Genomic DNA, 20,374 nt, shown 5'->3' with positions numbered 1-20,374 from the left:
CCTGCCGCGGGACGCCCTCATCGTGTTCACCGGGCTCTCCGGGTCCGGCAAGTCCAGCCTGGCGTTCGACACGATCTTCGCCGAGGGGCAGCGGCGCTACGTCGAGTCGCTCTCGTCGTACGCGCGGCAGTTCCTCGGTCAGATGGACAAGCCGGACGTGGACTTCATCGAGGGGCTCAGCCCGGCCGTCTCCATCGACCAGAAGTCCACCTCGCGCAACCCCCGGTCGACCGTGGGCACCATCACGGAGGTCTACGACTACCTGCGCCTGCTGTTCGCGCGCATCGGCGAGCCGCACTGCCCGGTCTGCGGCGAGCGGATCTCCCGGCAGACCCCGCAGCAGATCGTCGACCGGGTCCTCGCCATGGCGGAGGGCACCCGGTTCATGGTGCTCGCGCCGGTCGTCCGCGGTCGCAAGGGCGAGTACGTGGACCTCTTCGCCGAGCTCCAGGCGAAGGGCTACGCCCGTGCCCGGGTCGACGGTGTGGTGCACCCGCTGACCGAGCCGCCGAAGCTCAAGAAGCAGGAGAAGCACACCATCGAGGTGGTCATCGACCGGCTCACCGTCAAGCCGACGGCCAAGCAGCGGCTGACCGACTCGGTCGAGGCGGCGCTGGGGCTCTCCGGCGGTCTGGTGCTGCTCGACTTCGTCGACCTGCCCGAGGACGACCCGGACCGGGAGCGCCGCTACTCCGAGCACCTGGCCTGCCCCAACGACCACCCGCTCGCGATCGAGGACCTGGAGCCGCGGGTCTTCTCCTTCAACGCGCCGTACGGGGCCTGCCCCGAGTGCACCGGCCTGGGCACGAAGAAGGAGGTCGACCCGGAGCTGGTCATCCCCGACCCGGAGCGCACCCTGCGCGAGGGTGCGATCCAGCCCTGGGCGACCGGCCACAACCTGGAATACTTCCTGCGCCTGCTGGAGGCGCTGGGCGAGGCGGAGCACTTCGACGTCGACACGCCGTGGCGGGCGCTGCCGTCCCGGGCGCAGAAGACGATCCTGCACGGCTCCGACGACCAGGTGCACGTGCGCTACCGCAACAAGTACGGCCGCGAGCGGTCCTACTACACCGGCTTCGAGGGTGTGGTGCAGTGGATCGAGCGCCGCCACTCGGACACCGAGTCGGAGTGGTCCCGGGAGAAGTACGAGGGCTACATGCGGGACGTGCCCTGCGCGGCCTGCGGCGGCGCCCGGCTCAAGCCCGAGGTGCTCGCGGTCACCCTGGCCGGCAGGAGCATCGCCGAGGTGTGCAACCTGTCCGTCGGCGAGTGCGCCGACCTGCTGGCCGGTATCGAGCTGACCGACCGGCAGAAGCTGATCGCCGAGCGGGTCCTCAAGGAGATCAACGCCCGGCTCAGGTTCCTGCTCGACGTCGGGCTGGACTACCTCTCCCTGGACCGGCCGGCCGGCACTCTCTCCGGCGGCGAGGCGCAGCGCATCCGGCTGGCCACCCAGATCGGCTCCGGCCTGGTCGGCGTGCTGTACGTGCTCGACGAGCCGTCGATCGGCCTGCACCAGCGGGACAACCACCGGCTGATCGAGACGCTGGTCCGGCTGCGCGGCCTCGGCAACACGCTGATCGTGGTCGAGCACGACGAGGACACGATCCGCACCGCCGACTGGATCGTCGACATCGGCCCCGGCGCCGGCGAGCACGGCGGCCGGATCGTGCACAGCGGGTCCGTGCCGGCCCTGCTGGAGAACCCGGACTCGGTGACCGGCGCGTACCTGGCGGGCCGCAAGCAGATCCCGACGCCCCGGCAGCGCCGCCCGCAGACGCCGGACCGGGAGCTGACGGTGCACGGGGCCCGCGAGCACAACCTGCGCAACCTCACGGTGAGCTTCCCCCTCGGTCAGCTGATCGCGGTCACCGGGGTCAGTGGCTCGGGCAAGTCGACCCTGGTCAACGACATCCTGCACGCCGTGCTGGCCAATCAGATCAACGGCGCCCGGCTGGTGCCCGGCCGGCACACCCGGGTCTCCGGGCTGGAGCACGTGGACAAGGTCGTCGGCGTGGACCAGTCGCCGATCGGCCGCACCCCGCGCTCGAACCCGGCCACCTACACCGGCGTCTGGGACCACATCCGCAAGCTCTTCGCCGAGACCACCGAGGCCAAGGTCCGGGGGTACGGCCCCGGCCGGTTCTCGTTCAACGTCAAGGGCGGGCGCTGCGAGGCGTGCTCCGGTGACGGCACCATCAAGATCGAGATGAACTTCCTGCCCGACGTGTACGTCCCGTGTGAGGTCTGCAAGGGCGCCCGCTACAACCGGGAGACCCTGGAGGTCCACTACAAGGGCAAGACGGTCTCGGACGTGCTGGAGATGCCGATCGAGGAGGCGGCGGAGTTCTTCTCCGCCATCCCGGCCATCCACCGGCACCTGAAGACGCTTGTCGACGTCGGTCTCGGGTACGTCCGGCTGGGCCAGCCCGCGCCCACCCTCTCCGGCGGTGAGGCGCAGCGCGTGAAGCTCGCCTCCGAGTTGCAGAAGCGCTCCACCGGGCGGACGGTCTACGTGCTCGACGAGCCGACCACCGGCCTGCACTTCGAGGACATCCGCAAGCTGCTGATGGTCCTGGAGGGGCTGGTCGACAAGGGCAACACGGTGATCACCATCGAGCACAACCTCGACGTGATCAAGACCGCCGACTGGATCATCGACATGGGGCCCGAGGGTGGCCACCGCGGTGGCACGGTCCTGGCCACCGGGACCCCGGAGGAGGTCGCCGAGGTCCCGGAGAGCCACACCGGGCGGTTCCTCCGCCAGGTGCTCAAGCTCGACGGCGACGCCAAGGGGGCCGCGGCGGCGACCTCGCGGGCGGCCAAGGCCAACGGCACGAAGGCGCGTCCGGCCCGGAAGGTGCCGGCGGGCGCCCGCTGACCACCCGCGCGGGCGGCCGTGGGGCACCCGCCGGCGCACGACAGCCGCCGAGCGGTCGAGGTGCCGGGTGCCCGGCCCGCGGGCGCCCTTCCCGGGTCGCCGATCGGGTGAACCGTCCGGCAGAGTGGTGCGTGTATCCGGGCGAGGCCGTGGATCATGACGGGCGGCGACAGCCGAGGAGAGGGTGCGCAATGAGCGACGATCAGGTGCTGACCGGGACCGGTACGCAGACCCGGCGCGCCGTGCTGACCGGCGCGGGCGCGGTCGGCGCGGCGGTGGTCCTGTCCGCCTGCGGCGGCGAGGGCTCCGGCGACGGTGCGCCGGTCAGCCCGGGTCCGGCCGTTCCCAGCAGCGGGGACGCCGGCGGCGGCGACCGGGAGGGCGCCCAGTCCCTGGCCCGCACCACCGACATCCCGGTCGGCGGCGGCGCCGTCTTCGCCGCCCAGGGGATCGTGATCACCCAGCCGTCGCCGGGCCAGTTCAAGGGCTTCGACCCGATCTGCACCCACCAGGGCTGCCCGGTGTCGAGCGTCGACGGCGGCACCATCAACTGCACCTGCCACGGCAGCAAGTTCTCCATCGAGGACGGCTCGGTGAAGGCCGGCCCGGCGACCAAGCCGCTCGCGCCGAAGGACGTCAAGGTCACCGGCGACCAGATCTCGCTCGCCTGACCACGGTCGGTCCCGCCAGCGCCCGGGATGACGCTGGCGGGCCGGCGCCAAGACCGTGCCGCAACGCCGAAGTAGTGGCCTCCAACGCGCCGGAAGGCCACTACTTCCGCGTTCGAGCACGATCTTCGACGGAAGACCGCGCCGCTGCTCGGCTCAGCGGGCGTACACCGCCAGCTCCCAGAGCGAGAACCCGTACGAGGTGCCCCGGGTCAGGCCGTGCATCCGCACGTACCGGGCCGACGTGGCGGGGAAGGCGACCACGTCGGTGCCGCCGTCACCGGCCGTGGCCGACCACACGGTCCGCCAGGTGCTCCCGTCGGTCGAGACCTCGATCCGGTACGACCGGGCGTACGCCGCCTCCCAGGCGAGCACCACCCGGCCGACCTGCCGGGCGGTACCCAGGTCCACGCGGAGCCACTGGCCGTCCGACCAGGAACTCGCCCAGCGGGTGCGGTCGTCGCCGTCGACCGCCCGCCCGGCGCCGTGGAACAGTTGGCTGCTGGAGGCGGTCACCGGCCGGCCCGCCGCCAGGTTCGGCAGGACGTCGCCGCGCCGCGCCGGGAACGACACGACCTGCTGGTACGTGGGCCGGTTCTGCCAGGCGACGGTGGCGTGCCGGATGCCGCCCAGCGGGGACTGCACGATCGCGTCGGCGCACCACTGGTCACCGGCGGCGCAGTGCTCGTCGCCGGGGTACACCTCGCTCGCCGGGGTGGTGCTCGCCGCGCGCAGGGTGTCGAGCAGGACCTGCCGGCAGGCGGCGAGGTTCCCCTCGCCGCAGAACGTGCGGCCGGGGCCGCCGCGTACCGGCTCGCCGAGGGTCGCGCGCAGGTCGCGGTCGACCCAGCCCCACCAGCCGTACTGGAAGGCCGAGCCCTTGTGGCTCTGTGCGCTGCCGGCCGACCCGGGCAGGGTGGAGACGTCGCCGGCCTGGCGGCCGGACGGCGACTCGTTGACCTGCAGGGCGTCGACCAGCGACTGGTAGAGGTCCGCGCCGAGCGGCGCCCGGAAGATGCCCCGGACCAGCAGCGGCCACCAGGCGTCCAGGGTCCGGATCGCCTCGGCGTGCCGGTAGACCTTCGAGCCCGGCGCGGTCTCCACCCGCAGCGATCCCGCGGCCCGCCACGCCTTCAACCGGTTGACCTCGGCGGCGAGTGCGGCGTCGGTGACGGGCTGGCTCTCCAGCACCCGGATCAGCTCGCCGAGCACCTCGGCGGCGCGCAGGTCGGTCAGGCCGGCCTGCTGCACGAGCGCGGTCAGCGAGGCCCGGTCGAACTTCTGCCCGGCGTCGAGCGCCGCCCGCACCGGCTTGTCGAGCAGGTCGCCCCGGTGCACGGGACCGAAGCTGAAGTTGCCGTCGGCCGCGCCGAAGTCCCGGGCCTGCTTGTTGTTCCAGCTGACGTAGTAGTCCTGGTCCACGGAGTGGGGGTGGGCCGACAGCGGCGCGTACGCGGCGGTGTTCCGGGCCGGATCGTAGCCCTGCCACTCGTAGCGCTGCTCGGCCCGCATCGGCAGGTTCGGGTCGGACCCGGCGGCCCGCACCGGGTTGAGCCCCGAGGTGAAGTACGCGGCCTCGGTGGAGTTGACGTAGAACCAGTTGAACGCGTACTCGACGTTGTTCGCGGCGGTGTTGAAGGCGTCGGCGGTCGCCATCTGGTCGGGGTCGTTGAACAGCTGGAAGCCGATCGCCGAGTCCGCCTCGTGGTGGTAGGTGGAGCGCAGCCGGGTGAAGGCGTGCGGCCGGCCGTCGACGGTGCCGCGCCACGCCACCAGGCCGAGGTTTGTCCGCCGGGCGACCAGCTTGTACGACCCGGCGGGCGTGCCGTCGGCCACCGTCGGGCTCCACCGGTTCACCCGGGTGACCTCCTCCATCGGCAGGCAGGTGCCGCGGAACAGGTAGTGGTTGCTCGCCAGGGTCGGGGCCGCGCCGTCGGGGGAGCAGAGCGGGACCGCGTACGTGTCGGTGATGTCGTGGTTGGCGGAGGTGGCGCTCCACGCGTAGTCCCGTCCGCGGCCGAGCAGCACGTACAGGTTGAGCCCGGCGAACGCGGCGCCGCGGGCGCTGATGCCGGGGCCCTGCAGCTCCTGCACCATGAGCAGCTGCGGCGAGAAGTAGCCGGTCTGCGGGCCGAAGACCGCGATCGGGTGGCCGGTGGCGGAGTGCGCGGCGGAGACGACGGCCGCGTTCGACATGCCCCGGTGGGCGCTGCCGATGGTGAGCCCGGACAGGGCGGCGGCCAGCTCCGACGAGCGGCCGGCGGCGGTCGCGGCGGCTCCGGTCGCCGAACCGGTCGCGTCGGTCACCACCGGCTCGGGCCGCACCGACCCGGCGTCGGGCAGCACCACGCTGGGCGCGTCGTCGGCGGCGTCGCCGTACGGGAAGCTCTGCCCGTCGTGCAGGGTCAGCACGGTCTCCGGGTCGTTGCGGCCCCGGAACCCGTTCCACACCCGGTCGCCCTCGACCGGACCGTACCGGGCGCGGGCGGCGATGCGGACCAGCGCGGACTGCAGCTCGGCTCCGCCGCCGCCGCCGAACAGCCCGCCGACGACACCGGCGATGGCGATCAGGTCGGTCAGCCGGAACGGCTTCGGACCGCCGGCGTTTGTGATCGCGTCGAGGTGACCGGCGAGCACGTACTCGCCGGGACAGTTGCGGTTCGCCATGCACGTGCCGATGTAGGCGTTGATGCCGGCGACGTACTCCCGTACGTCGGCGTAGAGCTGTTCGCCGCGGGCGCCGGCCTTGGTCCGCAGCGCCTGCACCTGCGTCTCCAGGTCGGCGTCGGTGTACGGCGAGTTGCGCCAGACGCTCTGCTCGAGCGCCCGGTTGCCGGGCGCGCCCCCGGCGAACGAGGTGAGGGTGCCCCGGCCGACGTGGCGCAGCAGGTCCATCGTGAACAGCCGGTCCTCGGCGCCGGCGTAGCCGGCGCCGAACATCGTGCCGCCGCGGGTGGTGCCGGTGATGTGCGGTACGCCGGTGGCCCGGTCGCGGACGATGCGCACGTCGGCGCGGGGCGAGTAGTCGCGCTCGACCTGGCCGGGCGGCACGCCGAAGGAGGCGTCGTTGAAGAAGGTGCCGATCTGGTCGGCGCGCAGGCCGGCGTAGCCGTAGACGAGGTTGGCGTAGCGGCCGAGCTGGTCGGCGGAGTGCCGGGGGAGGGTGCCGAGCGCCTGGTTTCCGAGGATCTCGACGAGGGTGGCGTTGCCGTTCTGCCCGGGCGGCAGGATGTCGGAGCACTCGCCGAGGCAGTGGTCGTCGGGGTGGAAGGTCGTGACGGAGCCGCGGGCCGCCGAGGTGGCGGGGGCCGCGTTTGCGGGGGTGGCGCCCGCGGGGGTGGCGGTCAGGAGGGCGGCGGTGGTGGTCAGGGCGGTCGCGGCGGCCAGCAGGCGGCGGGGACGGGTCATGGCGATCTCCCGGGGGATGGGGATCAGGACGGGACGGACGGTGCGACGGGACCGGCGAGCAGGACACGAAGAAGTTTCGGTTACCGGATGGTAACGGTCCCGGGTCGGGGATCGGAAGACGTCGATCGGGCAAAGGCGGTGTCGGTGTGACCGGGGCTGTCAGCCCCGCCGACTAGGCTCGATGGCGTGGCTGATCCCTCGACCTACCGCCCCGCGCCCGGCACGATCCCCGAGTCCCCCGGGGTCTACCGCTTCCGCGACGGCACCGGCCGGGTGATCTACGTCGGCAAGGCGCGCAACCTGCGCAGCCGGCTCAACTCCTACTTCGCCGACCCTGTCAACCTGCACCAGCGCACCCGGCAGATGGTCTTCACCGCCGAGTCGGTGGACTGGATCTCCGTGGCCACCGAGGTCGAGGCGCTCCAGCAGGAGTTCACCGAGATCAAGCAGTACGACCCCCGGTTCAACGTCCGCTACCGGGACGACAAGTCCTACCCCTACCTGGCGGTGACCCTCGACGAGGAGTTCCCCCGCCTGCAGGTGATGCGGGGCGCGAAACGCAAGGGCGTGCGCTACTTCGGGCCGTACTCGCACGCCTGGGCGATCCGCGAGACGCTCGACCTGCTGCTGCGGGTCTTCCCGGCGCGCACCTGCTCGGCCGGCGTGTTCAAGCGGGCCGGCCAGGTGGGCCGTCCGTGCCTGCTGGGCTACATCGGCAAGTGCTCCGCGCCCTGCGTCGGCAGCGTCTCCGCCGAGGAGCACCGCGCCATCGTCGACGGCTTCTGCGACTTCATGGCCGGCCGGACCGACACCATGGTCCGCCGGCTCGAGCGCGAGATGAGCCAGGCCAGCGCGGAGCTGGAGTTCGAGCGGGCCGCGCGGCTGCGCGACGACCTGGCCGCCCTGCGCCGGGCCATGGAGAAGCAGACGGTGGTGTTCGGCGACGGCACCGACGCCGACGTGGTCGCGTTCGCCGACGACCCGCTGGAGGCGGCCGTCCAGGTGTTCCACGTCCGCGACGGCCGGGTACGCGGCCAGCGCGGCTGGGTGGTCGAGAAGACCGAGGACCTGACCACCGGTGATCTCGTCCACCACTTCTGCACCCAGGTGTACGGCGGGGAGCAGGGCGAGACCGACGTCCCCCGGGAGCTGCTCGTGCCCGAGCTGCCCGGCGACGCCGACGCGCTCGCCGACTGGCTCTCCGGCCACCGTGGCAGCCGGGTGACCCTGCGGGTCCCGCAGCGCGGCGACAAGCGTGCCCTGCTGGAGACGGTCGAGCGCAACGCGAAGGACGCGCTCGCCCGGCACAAGCTCAAGCGGGCCGGTGACCTGACCACCCGGAGCAAGGCCCTCGACGAGATCGCCGACGCGCTGGGCATGCGCACGTCGCCGCTGCGCATCGAGTGCTTCGACATCTCGCAGATCCAGGGCACCGACGTGGTGGCCAGCATGGTCGTCTTCGAGGACGGGCTGCCGCGCAAGGGCGAGTACCGGCGGTTCATCATCCGGGGCGCCACCGACGACCTGTCGGCGATGTCCGAGGTGCTGCGCCGCCGATTCGCCCGCTACCTCGACGCCCGGGCGGAGACCGGGGAGGCGGGCGTCGAGTCGGCCGACGACCCGGACGCCCCGGCCGGTCAGGGGGTACCGGACGAGCCACGGGTGGGCGCCCTGGTCGACCCGACAACCGGGCGGCCCCGCAAGTTCGCGTACCCCCCGCAGTTGGTGGTGGTCGACGGCGGCGCGCCGCAGGTCGCGGCGGCCGCCCAGGCCCTCGCCGAGCTGGGGGTCGACGACGTGGCGCTGTGCGGGCTGGCCAAGCGGCTGGAGGAGGTGTGGCTGCCCGACGACGACTTCCCGGTCATCCTGCCGCGCACCTCGGAGGGCCTCTACCTGCTGCAGCGGATCCGGGACGAGGCGCACCGCTTCGCCATCACGTTCCACCGGCAGCGACGCTCGAAGCGGATGACCGAGTCGGCGCTGGACAAGGTGCCCGGCCTGGGGGAGGTGCGGCGCAAGGCGCTGCTGCGCCACTTCGGCTCGCTCAAGCGGCTCTCCGCCGCGAGCGTCGAGGAGATCACCGAGGTGCCCGGCGTCGGCCGGCGGACGGCCGAGGCGATCCTGGCGGCCCTCGGCGGCGAGTCGAAGACCCCCGCCGCCGACTGAGGCCGCCCGCACCCCCGACGAGACGGCACCATCGGGGAAGTTGCTGCCTCAGCCGTGCGGGAGGCAGCAACTTCCCCGATATTGCCCGGATCTTGGGTCGACGCGGCGTCGGGCGGTGCGGGCGTGACGGGTCGGGTCAGCCGTCGGCGAGGACCGCGAGGATCTGCTCGCCGTACTTCGCGAGCTTCGCCTCACCGACCCCGCTGACCCGCGACAGGTCGGCCAGGGAGGCCGGCGCGTCGGTGGCGATCTGGCGCAGCGTGGCGTCGTGGAAGATGACGTACGCCGGGACGCCCTGCTCCTTGGCGGCGGCCGCCCGCCAGGAGCGCAGCCGCTCGAAGGTGCCGGCGGCCGCCGGCGTCAACTCGGCGACGACGGTGGCCGCGCCCCGCGGCTTCGCCGACCGGCTCGACGCCGGGCGCGCCGGCTCGCGGCGCAGCATCACCGTGCGGCGGCGCCCGAGCACGTCGCCGCTGGTGTCGGTGAGGGCCAGGGTGCCGTAGTCGCCCTCGACCGCCAGTAGCCCCTCGGCGAGCAGTTGGCGGACCACGCCCCGCCACTCCGCCTCGCTCAGCTCGGTGCCGATCCCGAACACCGTCAGCGAGTCGTGCCCGTGCTGCCGGATCTTCTCGGTGTCGCGGCCGAGCAGGATGTCGACGCAGTGCCCGGCGCCGAACCGCTGGTTGCGCTCCCGGTCCAGCCGGAACACCGTGGAAAGCAGCTTCTGCGCCGGGATCGTGCCGTCCCAGGACTCGGGCGGGTCGAGGCAGGTGTCGCAGTTGCCGCAGGCGGCGGCGGTCTCGCCGAAGTAGTCGAGCAGCTGGACCCGGCGGCAGCGGACCGTCTCGCAGAGCGCGAGCATCGCGTCCAGGTGGGCGGCGAGGTTGCGCCGGTGGGCCAGGTCGCCCTCGGAGGTGTCGATCATCTTGCGCTGCTGCACCACGTCCTGCAGCCCGTACGCGAGCCAGGCCGTCGACGGCAGGCCGTCCCGGCCGGCCCGGCCGGTCTCCTGGTAGTAGCCCTCCACCGACTTCGGCAGGTCCAGGTGGGCGACGAACCGCACGTCGGGCTTGTCGATTCCCATGCCGAACGCGATCGTCGCGACCATGACCAGCCCGTCCTCCCGGAGGAACCGCTGCTGGTGCGCCGTGCGGGTGGCCGCGTCCAGGCCGGCATGGTAGGGCAGCGCGGGGATGCCGTTGTCGACCAGGAACTCCGCCGTCTTCTCCACCGAGGCGCGGGACAGGCAGTAGACGATGCCGGCGTCACCGGGGTGCTCGTCGCGCAGCAGGCCCAGCAACTGCTTGCGCGGCTCGCGCTTGGGGACGATCCGGTACTGGATGTTGGGCCGGTCGAAGCTCGCGACGAAGTGCCGGGCCTCGGCCAGCCGCAGCCGGGTGGCGATCTCGGCCCGGGTGGCGCTGGTCGCCGTCGCCGTCAGCGCGACGCGGGGGACGTCCGGCCAGCGCTCGTGCAGCATCGACAGGTTGAGGTAGTCGGGGCGGAAGTCGTGCCCCCACTGCGACACGCAGTGCGCCTCGTCGATCGCGAACAGCGCGATGCGCCCCCGCTCCAGCAGCTGGACCGTGCCGCGGCCGGCGAGCGCCTCCGGCGCCAGGTAGAGCAGGTCCAACTCGCCGGCCAGGAACGCCGCCTCGACCCGGCGCCGGGCGTCGAGGTCCAGCGTCGAGTTGAGGAAACCGGCCCGGACGCCGACCGCGGTCAGCGCGTCGACCTGGTCCTGCATGAGGGCGATCAGCGGCGAGACCACCACCCCCGCGCCCTCGCGGACCAGCGCGGGGATCTGGTAGCACAGCGACTTGCCGCCGCCGGTCGGCATGAGCACCAGGGCGTCGCCACCGGCCACCACGTGGTCGACGACCTCCCGCTGGAAGCCCCGGAACGCGTCGTAGCCGAACACCCGGCGCAGCACCTGTTCCGCACGGTCGGTCCGCAGGCTCGTGGGGGAGGTCATCCGGGGATTCTACGAGCGCCGACCGACCGGGCCGGTACGGCGCGGCGGCCCGGCCGGCCAGCCGGTGCGGCCGTCGGTGAACTCCCGGGCGGCGGAGTGCCGGCAACGCCCGCGGAACCGGGCGTAACGGGACGAGCAGGTGTTCCGGGCGTCACCCGTGGAATCCCCGCCGGGGTCGCAGCCGTTAGAGTCGCTGACTGACCATGCGCGGCCCGAGTGGCCGCGGCGTCACCGGGGTGGGGGTTTTCAGGTGAGCGAGGCGCGGACGGCGGAGCAGCACGTGCCGGCCGACACGGCCGGGGAGACGATGGGCCGGCCGGCGCCGGCGGAGTCGGACACCACGCTCGTCGTGGTGACCGGCGTCTCCGGCGGCGGGCGCAGCACGGTCGCCCGGGCCCTGGAGAACGTCGGCTACTACGTGGTGGACAACCTGCCCCAGGCCCTCATGCTCGACATGGCCGAGCTGGCGATGAAGGCCGGCGGCGCGGCCCGGCGTACGGCGATGGTGCTGGACGTGCGTTCGCGGGCGTTCTCCACCGACCTGGTGGGTGCGATCCGCGAGCTCAAGGAGCGCGGGTTCGCGCCGCGGGTGGTCTTCGTGGACGCGGACGACGAAGTGCTGATCCGGCGCTTCGAGAGCGTGCGGCGCTCGCACCCGCTGCAGGGCGAGGGGCGCCTCGCCGACGGCATCGCCGTCGAGCGCGGGCTGCTGGAGGGCGCGCGCGACCAGGCCGACGTGATCATCGACACCAGTCACCTCAACGTCAACCAGCTGCGCCGGCGCATCGAGGAGCTGTTCGGCGGCGAGGACGCGCGCCGGCTGCGGGTCACGGTGGTGTCGTTCGGTTTCAAGTACGGCGTCCCGCCGGATGCCGACTTCGTGTGCGACGCCCGGTTCCTGCCCAACCCGTACTGGGTGCCCGAGCTGCGGGAGCACACCGGTCAGGAGGAGGCGGTCAGCTCGTACGTGCTGGGCCAGGAGGGCGCCGACGCCTTCGTGGCGACGTACGCGGACCTGATCAACGCCACCACCGCCGGCTTCGAGCGGGAGGGCAAGCGGTACCTGACCGTCGCCGTGGGTTGCACCGGCGGCAAGCACCGCAGCGTCGCCATCGCGGAGGAACTGGCCGCGCGGCTGCGGCGGATCGGCATCGCCGCCAACGCGCAGCACCGCGACCTGGGGCGCGAATGACGGCCACCCGGGTGGTCGCCTTCGGTGGAGGGCACGGCCTCTCCGCCTCGCTGCGCGCGCTGCGCCGCTGCGCCCCCGAACTCGACCTCGACATCACCGCCGTGGTCACCGTCGGCGACGACGGTGGTTCGAGCGGGCGGCTGCGTGCCGAGCGGGGCGGCCTGCCGCCGGGTGACCTGCGGCAGGCGCTTGTCGCGCTCGCCGGGGACCACCCGTCGACGCGGCGCAGCGCCGGGCTGTTCCAGCACCGTTTCGCGGAGGTCCCGGCGCCGGCGGGCGGTGCCGGGACCGGCGTGGCCGGTCCGCGTACCGCTGACGGCACGGCGCTGCGGGGCGACGGCCTGGCCGGGCACGCGGTGGGCAACCTGGTGCTCTGCGGTCTGATGGAGCTGCTCGGCGACCCGGTGGCCGCCCTGGAGCACGCCGGCGCCATGCTCGGCGCGGTCGGCCGGGTGCTGCCGATGTCGTGCGAGCCGGTGGGGATCGAGGCCCGGGTCCGCGGCGCCGATCCCGCCCGTCCGGACGACGTCACCACCGTCACCGGCCAGCACCAGGTGGCGGTCACCACCGGGCGCGTCGAGTCGCTGCGGCTGAGCCCGGACGCGCCGGCGGCCTGCCGGCACGCCCTGGCGGCCATCGGCACGGCCGACTGGCTGCTGTTCGGGCCGGGCAGCTGGTACACGAGCGTGCTGCCGCACCTGCTGGTGCCGGAGCTGGCCGCCGCCATCGTCGCGAGCCCCGCCCGCCGGCTGGTCACGCTGAACCTCGCGGCCGAGAAGGAGACGTTCGGCCTGTCGGTCGCCGACCACCTGGCTGAGCTGCGGTGGTACCTCCCGGAGTTGAAGGTTGACTACGTGCTCGGTGATTCCAAGGCGGTGGGTGACCCCGAACCGGTCGAGCGTGCGGCAGAATCGCTGGGTGCCCGGCTGGTCCTCGCCCCCGTCGCGGTCACCGACGGCACTCCCCGTCATGATCCGGCCGCCCTCGGCGCCGCTCTGGTGCCGGTCCTGGGCGCCGCTCGTTAGACACGTACGTAATCTCCGGCGACACGCCGGAACCGGTCCGTGAGGGGACGCACAATGGCGATGACGGCGGCGGTCAAGGACGAGCTGAGCCGGGTCGACGTGCCCAAGCCCTGCTGTCGACGGGCGGAGATGGCGGCGCTGCTGCGCTTCGCCGGTGGGCTGCACATCGTCTCCGGCCGGGTGGTCGTGGAGGCCGAACTGGACACCGGCGCGGTGGCCCGGCGGCTGCGGCGGGAGATCGCCGAGGTGTACGGCTACCCCAGCGAGATCCACGTGCTCGCCTCCGGCGGCCTGCGCAAGGGCAGCCACTTCATCGTGCGGGTGGTCAAGGACGGCGAGTCCCTGGCCCGGCAGACCGGCCTGCTCGACGTGCGGGGCCGTCCGGTGCGGGGCCTGCCGCCGCACGTCGTCGCGGCAAACGTGTGCTGCGCGGTCTCCGCGTGGCGCGGCGCGTTCATGGCGCACGGCTCGCTGACCGAGCCGGGCCGCTCCAGCGCGCTGGAGATCACCTGCCCGGGTCCGGAGTCGGCGCTCGCCCTGGTCGGCGCGGCCCGCCGGATCGGCATCACCGCGAAGAACCGCGAGGTGCGCGGCGTGGACCGGGTGGTCGTCAAGGACGGCGACGCCATCGCCGCCCTGCTCACCCGCATCGGCGCCCACGCCAGCGTGCTGGCCTGGGAGGAGCGCCGGGTCCGGCGGGAGGTACGCGCCACCGCCAACCGGCTGGCCAACTTCGACGACGCGAACCTGCGCCGCTCGGCGCGCGCCGCGGTGGCCGCCGCCGCCCGGGTCACCCGGGCCCTGGAGATCCTCGCCGACGACGCGCCGCACCACCTCACCTCGGCCGGCCGGCTGCGGCTGGAGCACCGACAGGCCTCCCTGGAGGAGCTCGGCGCGCTCGCCGATCCGCCGCTGACCAAGGACGCGATCGCCGGCCGGATCCGGCGGCTGCTCGCGCTCGCCGACAAGCGCGCCCGTGACCTGGGCATCCCGGATACCGAAGCGGCCGTCACGCCCGACATGCTCGTGGTCTGATAGGACGGTGGCGGGTTCACGATGCGGTCGGGATCACCACCCGCCGCAGCGCGAGCACGTGCGCTCGGATATGGTCGCTGGGTACGGCAAGGGGGCCGGCACCGGGCTCCTCGCCGTGCTCACCGCCTCGGGCGGTCAGGTCCCTCAGACCGCGGCGGGGCGGCCGAGATGAACCGTCAACGGCCGGCTCCAACGGTCGGCGCACACCATTCCGCCGGCCCTGGGTCACCACGCCGGCGGACCAGAACGCGAGGAGATGGGACCTGTGACCATCCGGGTTGGCATCAACGGCTTCGGCCGGATCGGCCGCAACTTCTTCCGGGCAGTGCTGGCGTCCGGCGCTGACATCGAGGTCGTTGCGGTCAACGACCTGACCGACAACGCGACGCTCGCCCACCTTGTCAAGTACGACAGCATCCTCGGCCGCCTGCCGCACGAGGTGAAGGCCACCGCGGACGAGATCACCGTCGGCGGCAAGACCATCAAGGCGTACGCCGAGAAGGACCCGGCGAAGCTGCCGTGGGGCGACCTGGGCGTCGACGTGGTGATCGAGTCGACCGGCTTCTTCACCGACGCGACCAAGGCGAAGGCACACGTCGACGGCGGGGCCAAGAAGGTCATCATCTCCGCCCCGGCGAAGAACGAGGACGTCACGGTCGTCATGGGCGTCAACCAGGACCAGTACGACCCGGCCAAGCACACGATCATCTCCAACGCCTCCTGCACCACCAACTGCCTGGCGCCGATGGCGAAGGTCCTGCACGACACGTTCGGCGTCCAGCAGGGTCTGATGACCACCATCCACGCGTACACGCAGGACCAGAACCTGCAGGACGCCCCCCACAAGGACCTGCGCCGCGCCCGCGCCGCCGCGCTGAACATCGTGCCGACCTCCACCGGTGCGGCGAAGGCGATCGGCCTGGTGCTGCCGGACCTGAAGGGCAAGCTGGACGGCTACGCGCTGCGGGTGCCGATCCCGACCGGCTCGACCACCGACCTGACCGTCACCGTCGGCCGGGAGACCTCGGTGGACGAGGTCAACGCCGCGATGAAGGCCGCCGCCGACGGGCCGCTGCGGGGCATCCTGTCCTACAACGAGGACCCGATCGTCTCGGCCGACATCGTGACCGACCCGGCGTCCTGCATCTTCGACGCGCCGCTGACCAAGGTCATCGGCAACCAGGTGAAGGTCGTCGGCTGGTACGACAACGAGTGGGGCTACTCGAACCGCCTGGTGGACCTGGTCAAGCTGGTGGGTTCGTCGCTGTGAGCATCCGGACCCTCGACGACCTGCTCGGCGAGGGGGTGTCGGGTCGGCGCGTGCTGGTGCGCGCCGACCTGAACGTCCCGCTCGACAAGCAGACCGGTGACATCACCGACGACGGCCGCATCCGGGCGGTGCTGCCGACCCTGGGCGCGCTGGTCGGGGCCGGCGCGAAGGTCGTCGTCTGTTCGCACCTGGGCCGCCCGAAGGGCAGCCCGGACCCGGCGTTCAGCCTGCGCCCGGTCGCCGGGCGACTGGGCGAACTGCTCGGCGCCGACGTCCGGTTCGCCGAGGACACCGTCGGCGACTCCGCCCGGTCCACCGTGGACGGGCTGGCCGACGGTCAGGTCGCCCTCCTGGAGAACCTGCGGTTCAACAAGGGTGAGACCAGCAAGGACGAGGCCGAGCGGGGCGCGTTCGCCGACCAGCTCGCCGCCTTCGGCGACGCGTACGTCGACGACGCCTTCGGCGCGGTGCACCGCAAGCACGCAAGCGTGTACGACGTGCCGGCCCGGCTGCCGCACGTCGCCGGCCGGCTGGTGCTGCGTGAGGTGGAGGTGCTCTCCAGGCTGACCGGCGAGCCGGAGCGCCCGTACGTGGTGGTGCTCGGCGGCTCCAAGGTCTCCGACAAGCTGGCGGTCATCGAGGCGCTGCTGCCGACGGTGGACCGGCTGCTCATCGGCGGCGGCATGTGCTTCACCTTCCTCAAGGCCCAGGGCCTGGAGGTGGGCACGTCGCTGCTGGAGAAGGAGATGGTCGAGACCTGCCGCAACCTGATGGAGCGCGCGCCGGGCAAGATCATGCTCCCGGTCGACGTGGTGGCCGCGGACGCGTTCGCGCCGGACGCCGCCCACGACACGGTCCGCGTCGACGGCATCCCGAGCCACCGGCTCGGCGTGGACATCGGCCCGGAGACGGTGGCCGGCTTCGCCGCCGCGCTGTCCCAGGCGAAGACCATCTTCTGGAACGGCCCCATGGGGGTCTTCGAGATGGCGCCGTTCGCGCACGGCACCCGGGGCGTCGCCGAGGCGATCACCAAGGCGGACGCCTTCTCCGTCGTCGGTGGCGGCGACTCGGCGGCCGCGGTGCGTGCCCTGGGGCTCGACGAGTCCTCCTTCGGGCACATCTCGACCGGCGGCGGCGCCTCGCTCGAGTACCTGGAGGGCAAGACCCTGCCCGGCATCGCGGCCCTGGAGAACTGAATGGCGAGCACCACCCGCCGGCCCCTGATGGCCGGCAACTGGAAGATGAACCTCAACCACCTCGAGGCGAACCTGCTGGTGCAGAAGCTCGCCGCGAGCCTCACCGAGAAGCAGCTCACCGACGTCGAGACGGTCGTGCTTCCGCCGTACACCGACCTGCGCACGGTGCAGACCGCCGTGGACGGCGACAAGCTGCTGATCGGCTACGGCGCGCAGGACCTCTCGCCGCACGCGTCCGGCGCGTACACCGGGGACATCTCCGGTCCGATGCTGGCGAAGCTGGGCTGCACGTACGTGGTGGTCGGCCACTCCGAGCGGCGGGCGTACCACGACGAGGACGACGCGCTCGTGGGCGCCAAGGTGCAGGCGGCCCTGACCCACGGTCTCACCCCGATCCTGTGCGTGGGGGAGGGGCTGGACGTCCGGGACCAGGGCACCCACGTGGCGCACTGCAGCGACCAGCTCGACGGCGCCCTCAAGGGGCTCTCCGCCGAGCAGGTCACGAAGGTTGTCGTCGCGTACGAGCCGGTCTGGGCGATCGGTACCGGCAAGACGGCCACCCCGGAGGACGCGCAGGAGGTGTGCGGGGCGGTCCGCCAGCGCCTGGCCGAGAACTTCGGCCAGGACACCGCGGACCAGGTCCGGATCCTGTACGGCGGGTCGGTCAAGTCCTCGAACGTGGCGGCCATCATGGCGCAGCCGGACGTGGACGGGGCCCTCGTCGGCGGCGCCAGCCTGGACGCGGAGGAGTTCGCGAAGATCTGCCGGTTCCCGGAGCACACCACCGGCTGATCGCTCGCTATCCTTGGTTCCGCCCGTCCGCCGGCCGGTGCCACCGTGCCCGATCTGCCCGGGCGAGGATCGCAACGAGAGGACTGTCCCCAGCCATGCCGATCTGGTTCGCATACACGTTGATCGTGTTGCTGGTCATCACGAGCATCCTGCTCACCCTGCTGATCCTGCTGCACCGCGGTAAGGGCGGCGGGCTGTCCAGCATGTTCGGCGGCGGGGTCAGCTCCAGCCTGGCCGGGTCGTCGGTCGCCGAGAAGAACCTGGACCGCTACACCGTGCTGGTGGGCATCGTCTGGTTCGCCTGCATCGTCGGGCTCGGGCTGTGGCTGCGACTCCAGCAGACCAGCGGCGTCGCCTGAGCAGGCGCGCCAAGTCGTAGAATCTGCGCGCGGTCCGTCCCCGACGGGCCGCGCGCAGTCCGTTTCCAACCCGCTGCACCGCGTCGCCCGCCGCCACCCCCCTCCGGCGGCGGTTCCCCTCCGACGACAGGAGCGAGCAGCCGTGCGCAACGGTAACGTCCTCCGCGGCAGCCGGGTCGGGTCCACCCCGGCCCGCCCCAGCGAACGCTACGAGCCGGCGCCGTGCCGGCCGGTCACCTACTGGTGCCGCAACGGCCACCACGTCGAGATCCGCATCGCCGCCGAGGCGCCGGTCCCCGAGCTGTGGGACTGCCCGCGCTGCGGGCATCCCGCCGGCCGCGACCCCGGAAACCCGCCGGGCCGCACCCGGTCCGAGCCCTACAAGACCCACCTGGCGTACGTGAAGGAGCGGCGTACCGAGGCGGAGGGCGCGGCGATCCTCGCCGAGGCTCTGGACGCCCTGCGCCGCCGCCGCGGCCGGCCCGAGTGTTAGGAAGGGTCCCTTTTACAACGCCAGGCGTTAACAAGGGGCCCTTCCTTACATCTCAGCGCAGGCTGCGGAAGCGGGCCGGCACGTCCGCCGCGGCGGCCCGGTCGAGCAGCCAGAGGGTACGGCTCGTGCCCTGCACGCCGGCGGCCGGCAGCTGCACCGGGCCCGCCCCGGCGAGCGCCATGCCCACCGCGCGGGCCTTGTCCGCGCCGCTGGCCACCAGCCACACCTCCTCGGCGGTGTTGATCGCCGGCAGGGTGAGGGTGGTGCGGACCGGCGGCGGCTTCGGGCTGCCCCGCACCGCGCTGACCGGGCGGCTCTCGTAGTGCACCGGGTGCTCCGGGAAGACCGAGGCCACGTGCCCGTCCTCGCCCACCCCGAGCATGAGCACGTCGAAGTGGGGGAGAGCGGCGGTGCCCGGGCGGGCCGCCCGGGCCAGCTCCACGGCGTACCGGGCGGCGGCCTCCTCCGGGTCGTCGCCGGTCGGGCCGTCGGAGGCCGGCATCGGGTGCACCCGGGCCGGGTCCAGCGGGACCACGTCCAGCAGCGCCGCCCGCGCCTGTGTCTCGTTGCGCTCCGGGTCGCCGGCCGGCAGGAACCGCTCGTCTCCCCACCACACGTCCACCCGGGCCCAGTCCACCGCGTCCCGGGCCGGCAGCGCCGTCACCGCCCGGTACACGGCGGCGGCGATCCGTCCGCCGGTCAGCACCACGGACGCCTGGCCGCGTTCGGCCTGCGCGTCGAGGAGCCGGACCACCAGCCGGGCCGCCACCGCCTGCGCCAGCAGGTCGGCGTCGGCGTGCACGGCGACGCTAGCCTCGCTCATGCCACCACTCCGCTCGGCCGATCGGTCGGTACCACGGCCGCACTGAACTCGATGATCCGCCCGCTCATGCCTGCGCGGTCCCGGTGTGCGCGGTGACCCCCGCCTCGGCCCGCTGGGCCTCCGCCGGGTCCTTCCAGACGTGCACCCGCTGGACGGGGCGCTCCTCCAGCCCGGTGAGCCCCGCCGCCGCGCCGAGCGCCTCGGCGTACACCTGGTCGGCGTCGAGCCGGCGCAACTCCTCGGCCAGCTCGTCGCCGAGCGGCCGGCGCACCAGCGGCAGGAGCCGGTCCTCCTGGCCGGTACGCCGGAAGACCGCCATGCTGTCGTCGCGGGTCAGCGTCAGCTCGTCGCCGTTGGCGCAGCGCAGCTGCACCTCGTGCATCCGCGGGTGCTCGTCGGTGTGCTCCCACCGCGGTTCGACGCCGAGCCGGGCGGCCAGCCAGCCGCGCATCAGCGCGGCCGTCGGGTCGGTCCGCGGTGCCACCACGGTCGCCTCGGTGACCTCCGCCGCGGTGGTGTCGAACGCACCCGCCACCAGGGTCCGCCACAGCGTGATCCGGGTCCAGGCCAGGTCCGTGTCACCGGGGGCGTAGTCCCGGGCCCGCTGCCGCAGCGCCTCGATCGGGTCGGCGGCCTGCGCCGCGTCGGTGATGCGCCGGTCGGCCACCACGCCGAGAAAGTCGGTCGCGATCTCCGCCGGCGGCTCGCCGTGCCACCAGGTGACCACCGGCACGTCCGGCACCAGCAGCGGCAGCACCACCGACTCGGCGTGCAGGGCCAGCCGCCCGTACATCCGGGTGACCACCGCCTCGCCCGGCCCGAGCCGCCCACCCACGACGATCTCCGCGTCCAGCCGGTTGCGGTCCCGCTCGATGTCCGAGCGGACCACCACCAGCAGCCGGCACGGGTGCGCGGCCGAGGCGATCGTCGCCGCCACCTCCGCCTCCCGGACCCGCTTCTCGTCCACCACCACGATCAGGCTGAGCGCCATGCCGCTGGCCACCCCGCCGGCGCTGCGCCGCTCGGCGGCGAGTGCCTTGACCACCTCGTTGCCGGTGGTGTCCCACAGGCTGATCACAGGAGCCTCCCGG

At 73.1% G+C, this 20,374-nt stretch carries 15 protein-coding genes; 11 read left to right on the top strand and 4 right to left on the bottom strand.

Features of this window, described 5'->3' with window-relative positions; translation table 11 throughout:
* The coding region (uvrA, locus tag ABTW87_RS26530) for an excinuclease ABC subunit UvrA (protein ID WP_350653765.1) at positions 1-2,881 on the top strand (2,881 nt) is incomplete at its 5' end.
* A 191-nt stretch (positions 2,882-3,072) separates the two neighbouring features.
* A complete protein-coding gene (locus ABTW87_RS26525; RefSeq protein ID WP_350653764.1) occupies positions 3,073-3,552 on the top strand; it encodes a Rieske (2Fe-2S) protein in 480 nt (159 codons plus the stop codon).
* Between the two features lie 153 nt (positions 3,553-3,705).
* Here the strand turns inward: ABTW87_RS26525 and ABTW87_RS26520 are convergent, their stop codons facing one another.
* Entirely contained in the window at positions 3,706-6,957 is a 3,252-nt protein-coding gene (locus tag ABTW87_RS26520) for a penicillin acylase family protein (RefSeq protein WP_350653762.1), read from the bottom strand.
* A 186-nt stretch (positions 6,958-7,143) separates the two neighbouring features.
* On the opposite strand from ABTW87_RS26520, the gene uvrC reads away from it, so the two are divergent.
* A complete protein-coding gene (gene uvrC, locus ABTW87_RS26515) occupies positions 7,144-9,123 on the top strand; it encodes an excinuclease ABC subunit UvrC (protein ID WP_350653760.1) in 1,980 nt (659 codons plus the stop codon).
* A gap of 136 nt (positions 9,124-9,259) precedes the next feature.
* Here the strand turns inward: uvrC and recQ are convergent, their stop codons facing one another.
* Positions 9,260-11,098, bottom strand: coding sequence for a DNA helicase RecQ (gene recQ, locus ABTW87_RS26510; RefSeq protein WP_350653758.1), 1,839 nt, complete (start codon positions 11,096-11,098; stop codon positions 9,260-9,262).
* A gap of 307 nt (positions 11,099-11,405) precedes the next feature.
* Here recQ and rapZ point away from each other — a divergent pair, with 307 nt between their 5' ends.
* The 8 genes from rapZ to ABTW87_RS26470 all read left to right on the top strand — a co-directional run bounded on the left by rapZ (position 11,406) and on the right by ABTW87_RS26470 (position 18,460).
* Entirely contained in the window at positions 11,406-12,290 is an 885-nt protein-coding gene (gene rapZ / locus ABTW87_RS26505) for an RNase adapter RapZ (protein WP_350653772.1), read from the top strand.
* Complete coding sequence (locus ABTW87_RS26500; RefSeq protein ID WP_350653756.1) at positions 12,287-13,315, top strand: gluconeogenesis factor YvcK family protein; 1,029 nt, start codon at positions 12,287-12,289, stop codon at positions 13,313-13,315. Before rapZ ends, ABTW87_RS26500 begins: the two co-directional genes overlap by 4 nt.
* Before the next feature lie 54 nt (positions 13,316-13,369).
* Positions 13,370-14,350, top strand: coding sequence for a DNA-binding protein WhiA (gene whiA, locus ABTW87_RS26495; protein WP_350653754.1), 981 nt, complete (start codon positions 13,370-13,372; stop codon positions 14,348-14,350).
* A 265-nt stretch (positions 14,351-14,615) separates the two neighbouring features.
* Positions 14,616-15,620: a type I glyceraldehyde-3-phosphate dehydrogenase gene (gap, locus tag ABTW87_RS26490; protein WP_350653752.1), complete on the top strand. Its 1,005-nt coding sequence runs from the start codon at positions 14,616-14,618 to the stop codon at positions 15,618-15,620.
* A complete protein-coding gene (locus ABTW87_RS26485) occupies positions 15,617-16,816 on the top strand; it encodes a phosphoglycerate kinase (RefSeq protein WP_350653751.1) in 1,200 nt (399 codons plus the stop codon). The genes gap and ABTW87_RS26485 overlap by 4 nt, the downstream gene beginning before the upstream one ends.
* Positions 16,817-17,608 carry a triose-phosphate isomerase gene (gene tpiA / locus ABTW87_RS26480; RefSeq protein ID WP_350653749.1) on the top strand — a complete coding sequence of 264 codons (792 nt, stop codon included), beginning with the start codon at positions 16,817-16,819 and terminating at the stop codon, positions 17,606-17,608.
* A gap of 95 nt (positions 17,609-17,703) precedes the next feature.
* Entirely contained in the window at positions 17,704-17,967 is a 264-nt protein-coding gene (gene secG, locus ABTW87_RS26475) for a preprotein translocase subunit SecG (protein ID WP_350653748.1), read from the top strand.
* A gap of 142 nt (positions 17,968-18,109) precedes the next feature.
* On the top strand, positions 18,110-18,460 hold the full coding sequence (locus ABTW87_RS26470; RefSeq protein ID WP_350653746.1) for an RNA polymerase-binding protein RbpA: 351 nt from the start codon (positions 18,110-18,112) through the stop codon (positions 18,458-18,460).
* Between the two features lie 52 nt (positions 18,461-18,512).
* Here the strand turns inward: ABTW87_RS26470 and pgl are convergent, their stop codons facing one another.
* Both pgl and ABTW87_RS26460 read right to left on the bottom strand, forming a co-directional pair.
* Positions 18,513-19,283: a 6-phosphogluconolactonase gene (gene pgl / locus ABTW87_RS26465; protein ID WP_350653744.1), complete on the bottom strand. Its 771-nt coding sequence runs from the start codon at positions 19,281-19,283 to the stop codon at positions 18,513-18,515.
* Positions 19,284-19,347: 64 nt separating this feature from the next.
* Positions 19,348-20,361, bottom strand: a complete 1,014-nt coding sequence (locus ABTW87_RS26460) for a glucose-6-phosphate dehydrogenase assembly protein OpcA (RefSeq protein ID WP_350653742.1) — start codon at positions 20,359-20,361, stop codon at positions 19,348-19,350.
* Between the last annotated feature and the right edge of the window lie 13 nt (positions 20,362-20,374).

Source organism: Micromonospora sp. NPDC126480, assembly GCF_040302465.1.
Taxonomy (GTDB): domain Bacteria; phylum Actinomycetota; class Actinomycetes; order Mycobacteriales; family Micromonosporaceae; genus Micromonospora.
The sequence above is the reverse complement of the archived record's forward strand: the minus strand, read 5'-3'. Positions and strand labels throughout refer to the sequence as shown.

What these genes read in the sequence shown, in the direction of transcription:
- ABTW87_RS26525 (WP_350653764.1), top strand. Translation starts at nt 3,073, where the DNA reads ATGAGCGACGATCAGGTGCTGACCGGGACCGGTACGCAGACCCGGCGC.
- ABTW87_RS26520 (WP_350653762.1), bottom strand. Translation starts at nt 6,957, where the DNA reads ATGACCCGTCCCCGCCGCCTGCTGGCCGCCGCGACCGCCCTGACCACC.
- recQ (WP_350653758.1), bottom strand. Translation starts at nt 11,098, where the DNA reads ATGACCTCCCCCACGAGCCTGCGGACCGACCGTGCGGAACAGGTGCTG.
- rapZ (WP_350653772.1), top strand. Translation starts at nt 11,406, where the DNA reads ATGGGCCGGCCGGCGCCGGCGGAGTCGGACACCACGCTCGTCGTGGTG.
- ABTW87_RS26500 (WP_350653756.1), top strand. Translation starts at nt 12,287, where the DNA reads ATGACGGCCACCCGGGTGGTCGCCTTCGGTGGAGGGCACGGCCTCTCC.
- whiA (WP_350653754.1), top strand. Translation starts at nt 13,370, where the DNA reads ATGGCGATGACGGCGGCGGTCAAGGACGAGCTGAGCCGGGTCGACGTG.
- tpiA (WP_350653749.1), top strand. Translation starts at nt 16,817, where the DNA reads ATGGCGAGCACCACCCGCCGGCCCCTGATGGCCGGCAACTGGAAGATG.
- secG (WP_350653748.1), top strand. Translation starts at nt 17,704, where the DNA reads ATGCCGATCTGGTTCGCATACACGTTGATCGTGTTGCTGGTCATCACG.
- pgl (WP_350653744.1), bottom strand. Translation starts at nt 19,283, where the DNA reads ATGAGCGAGGCTAGCGTCGCCGTGCACGCCGACGCCGACCTGCTGGCG.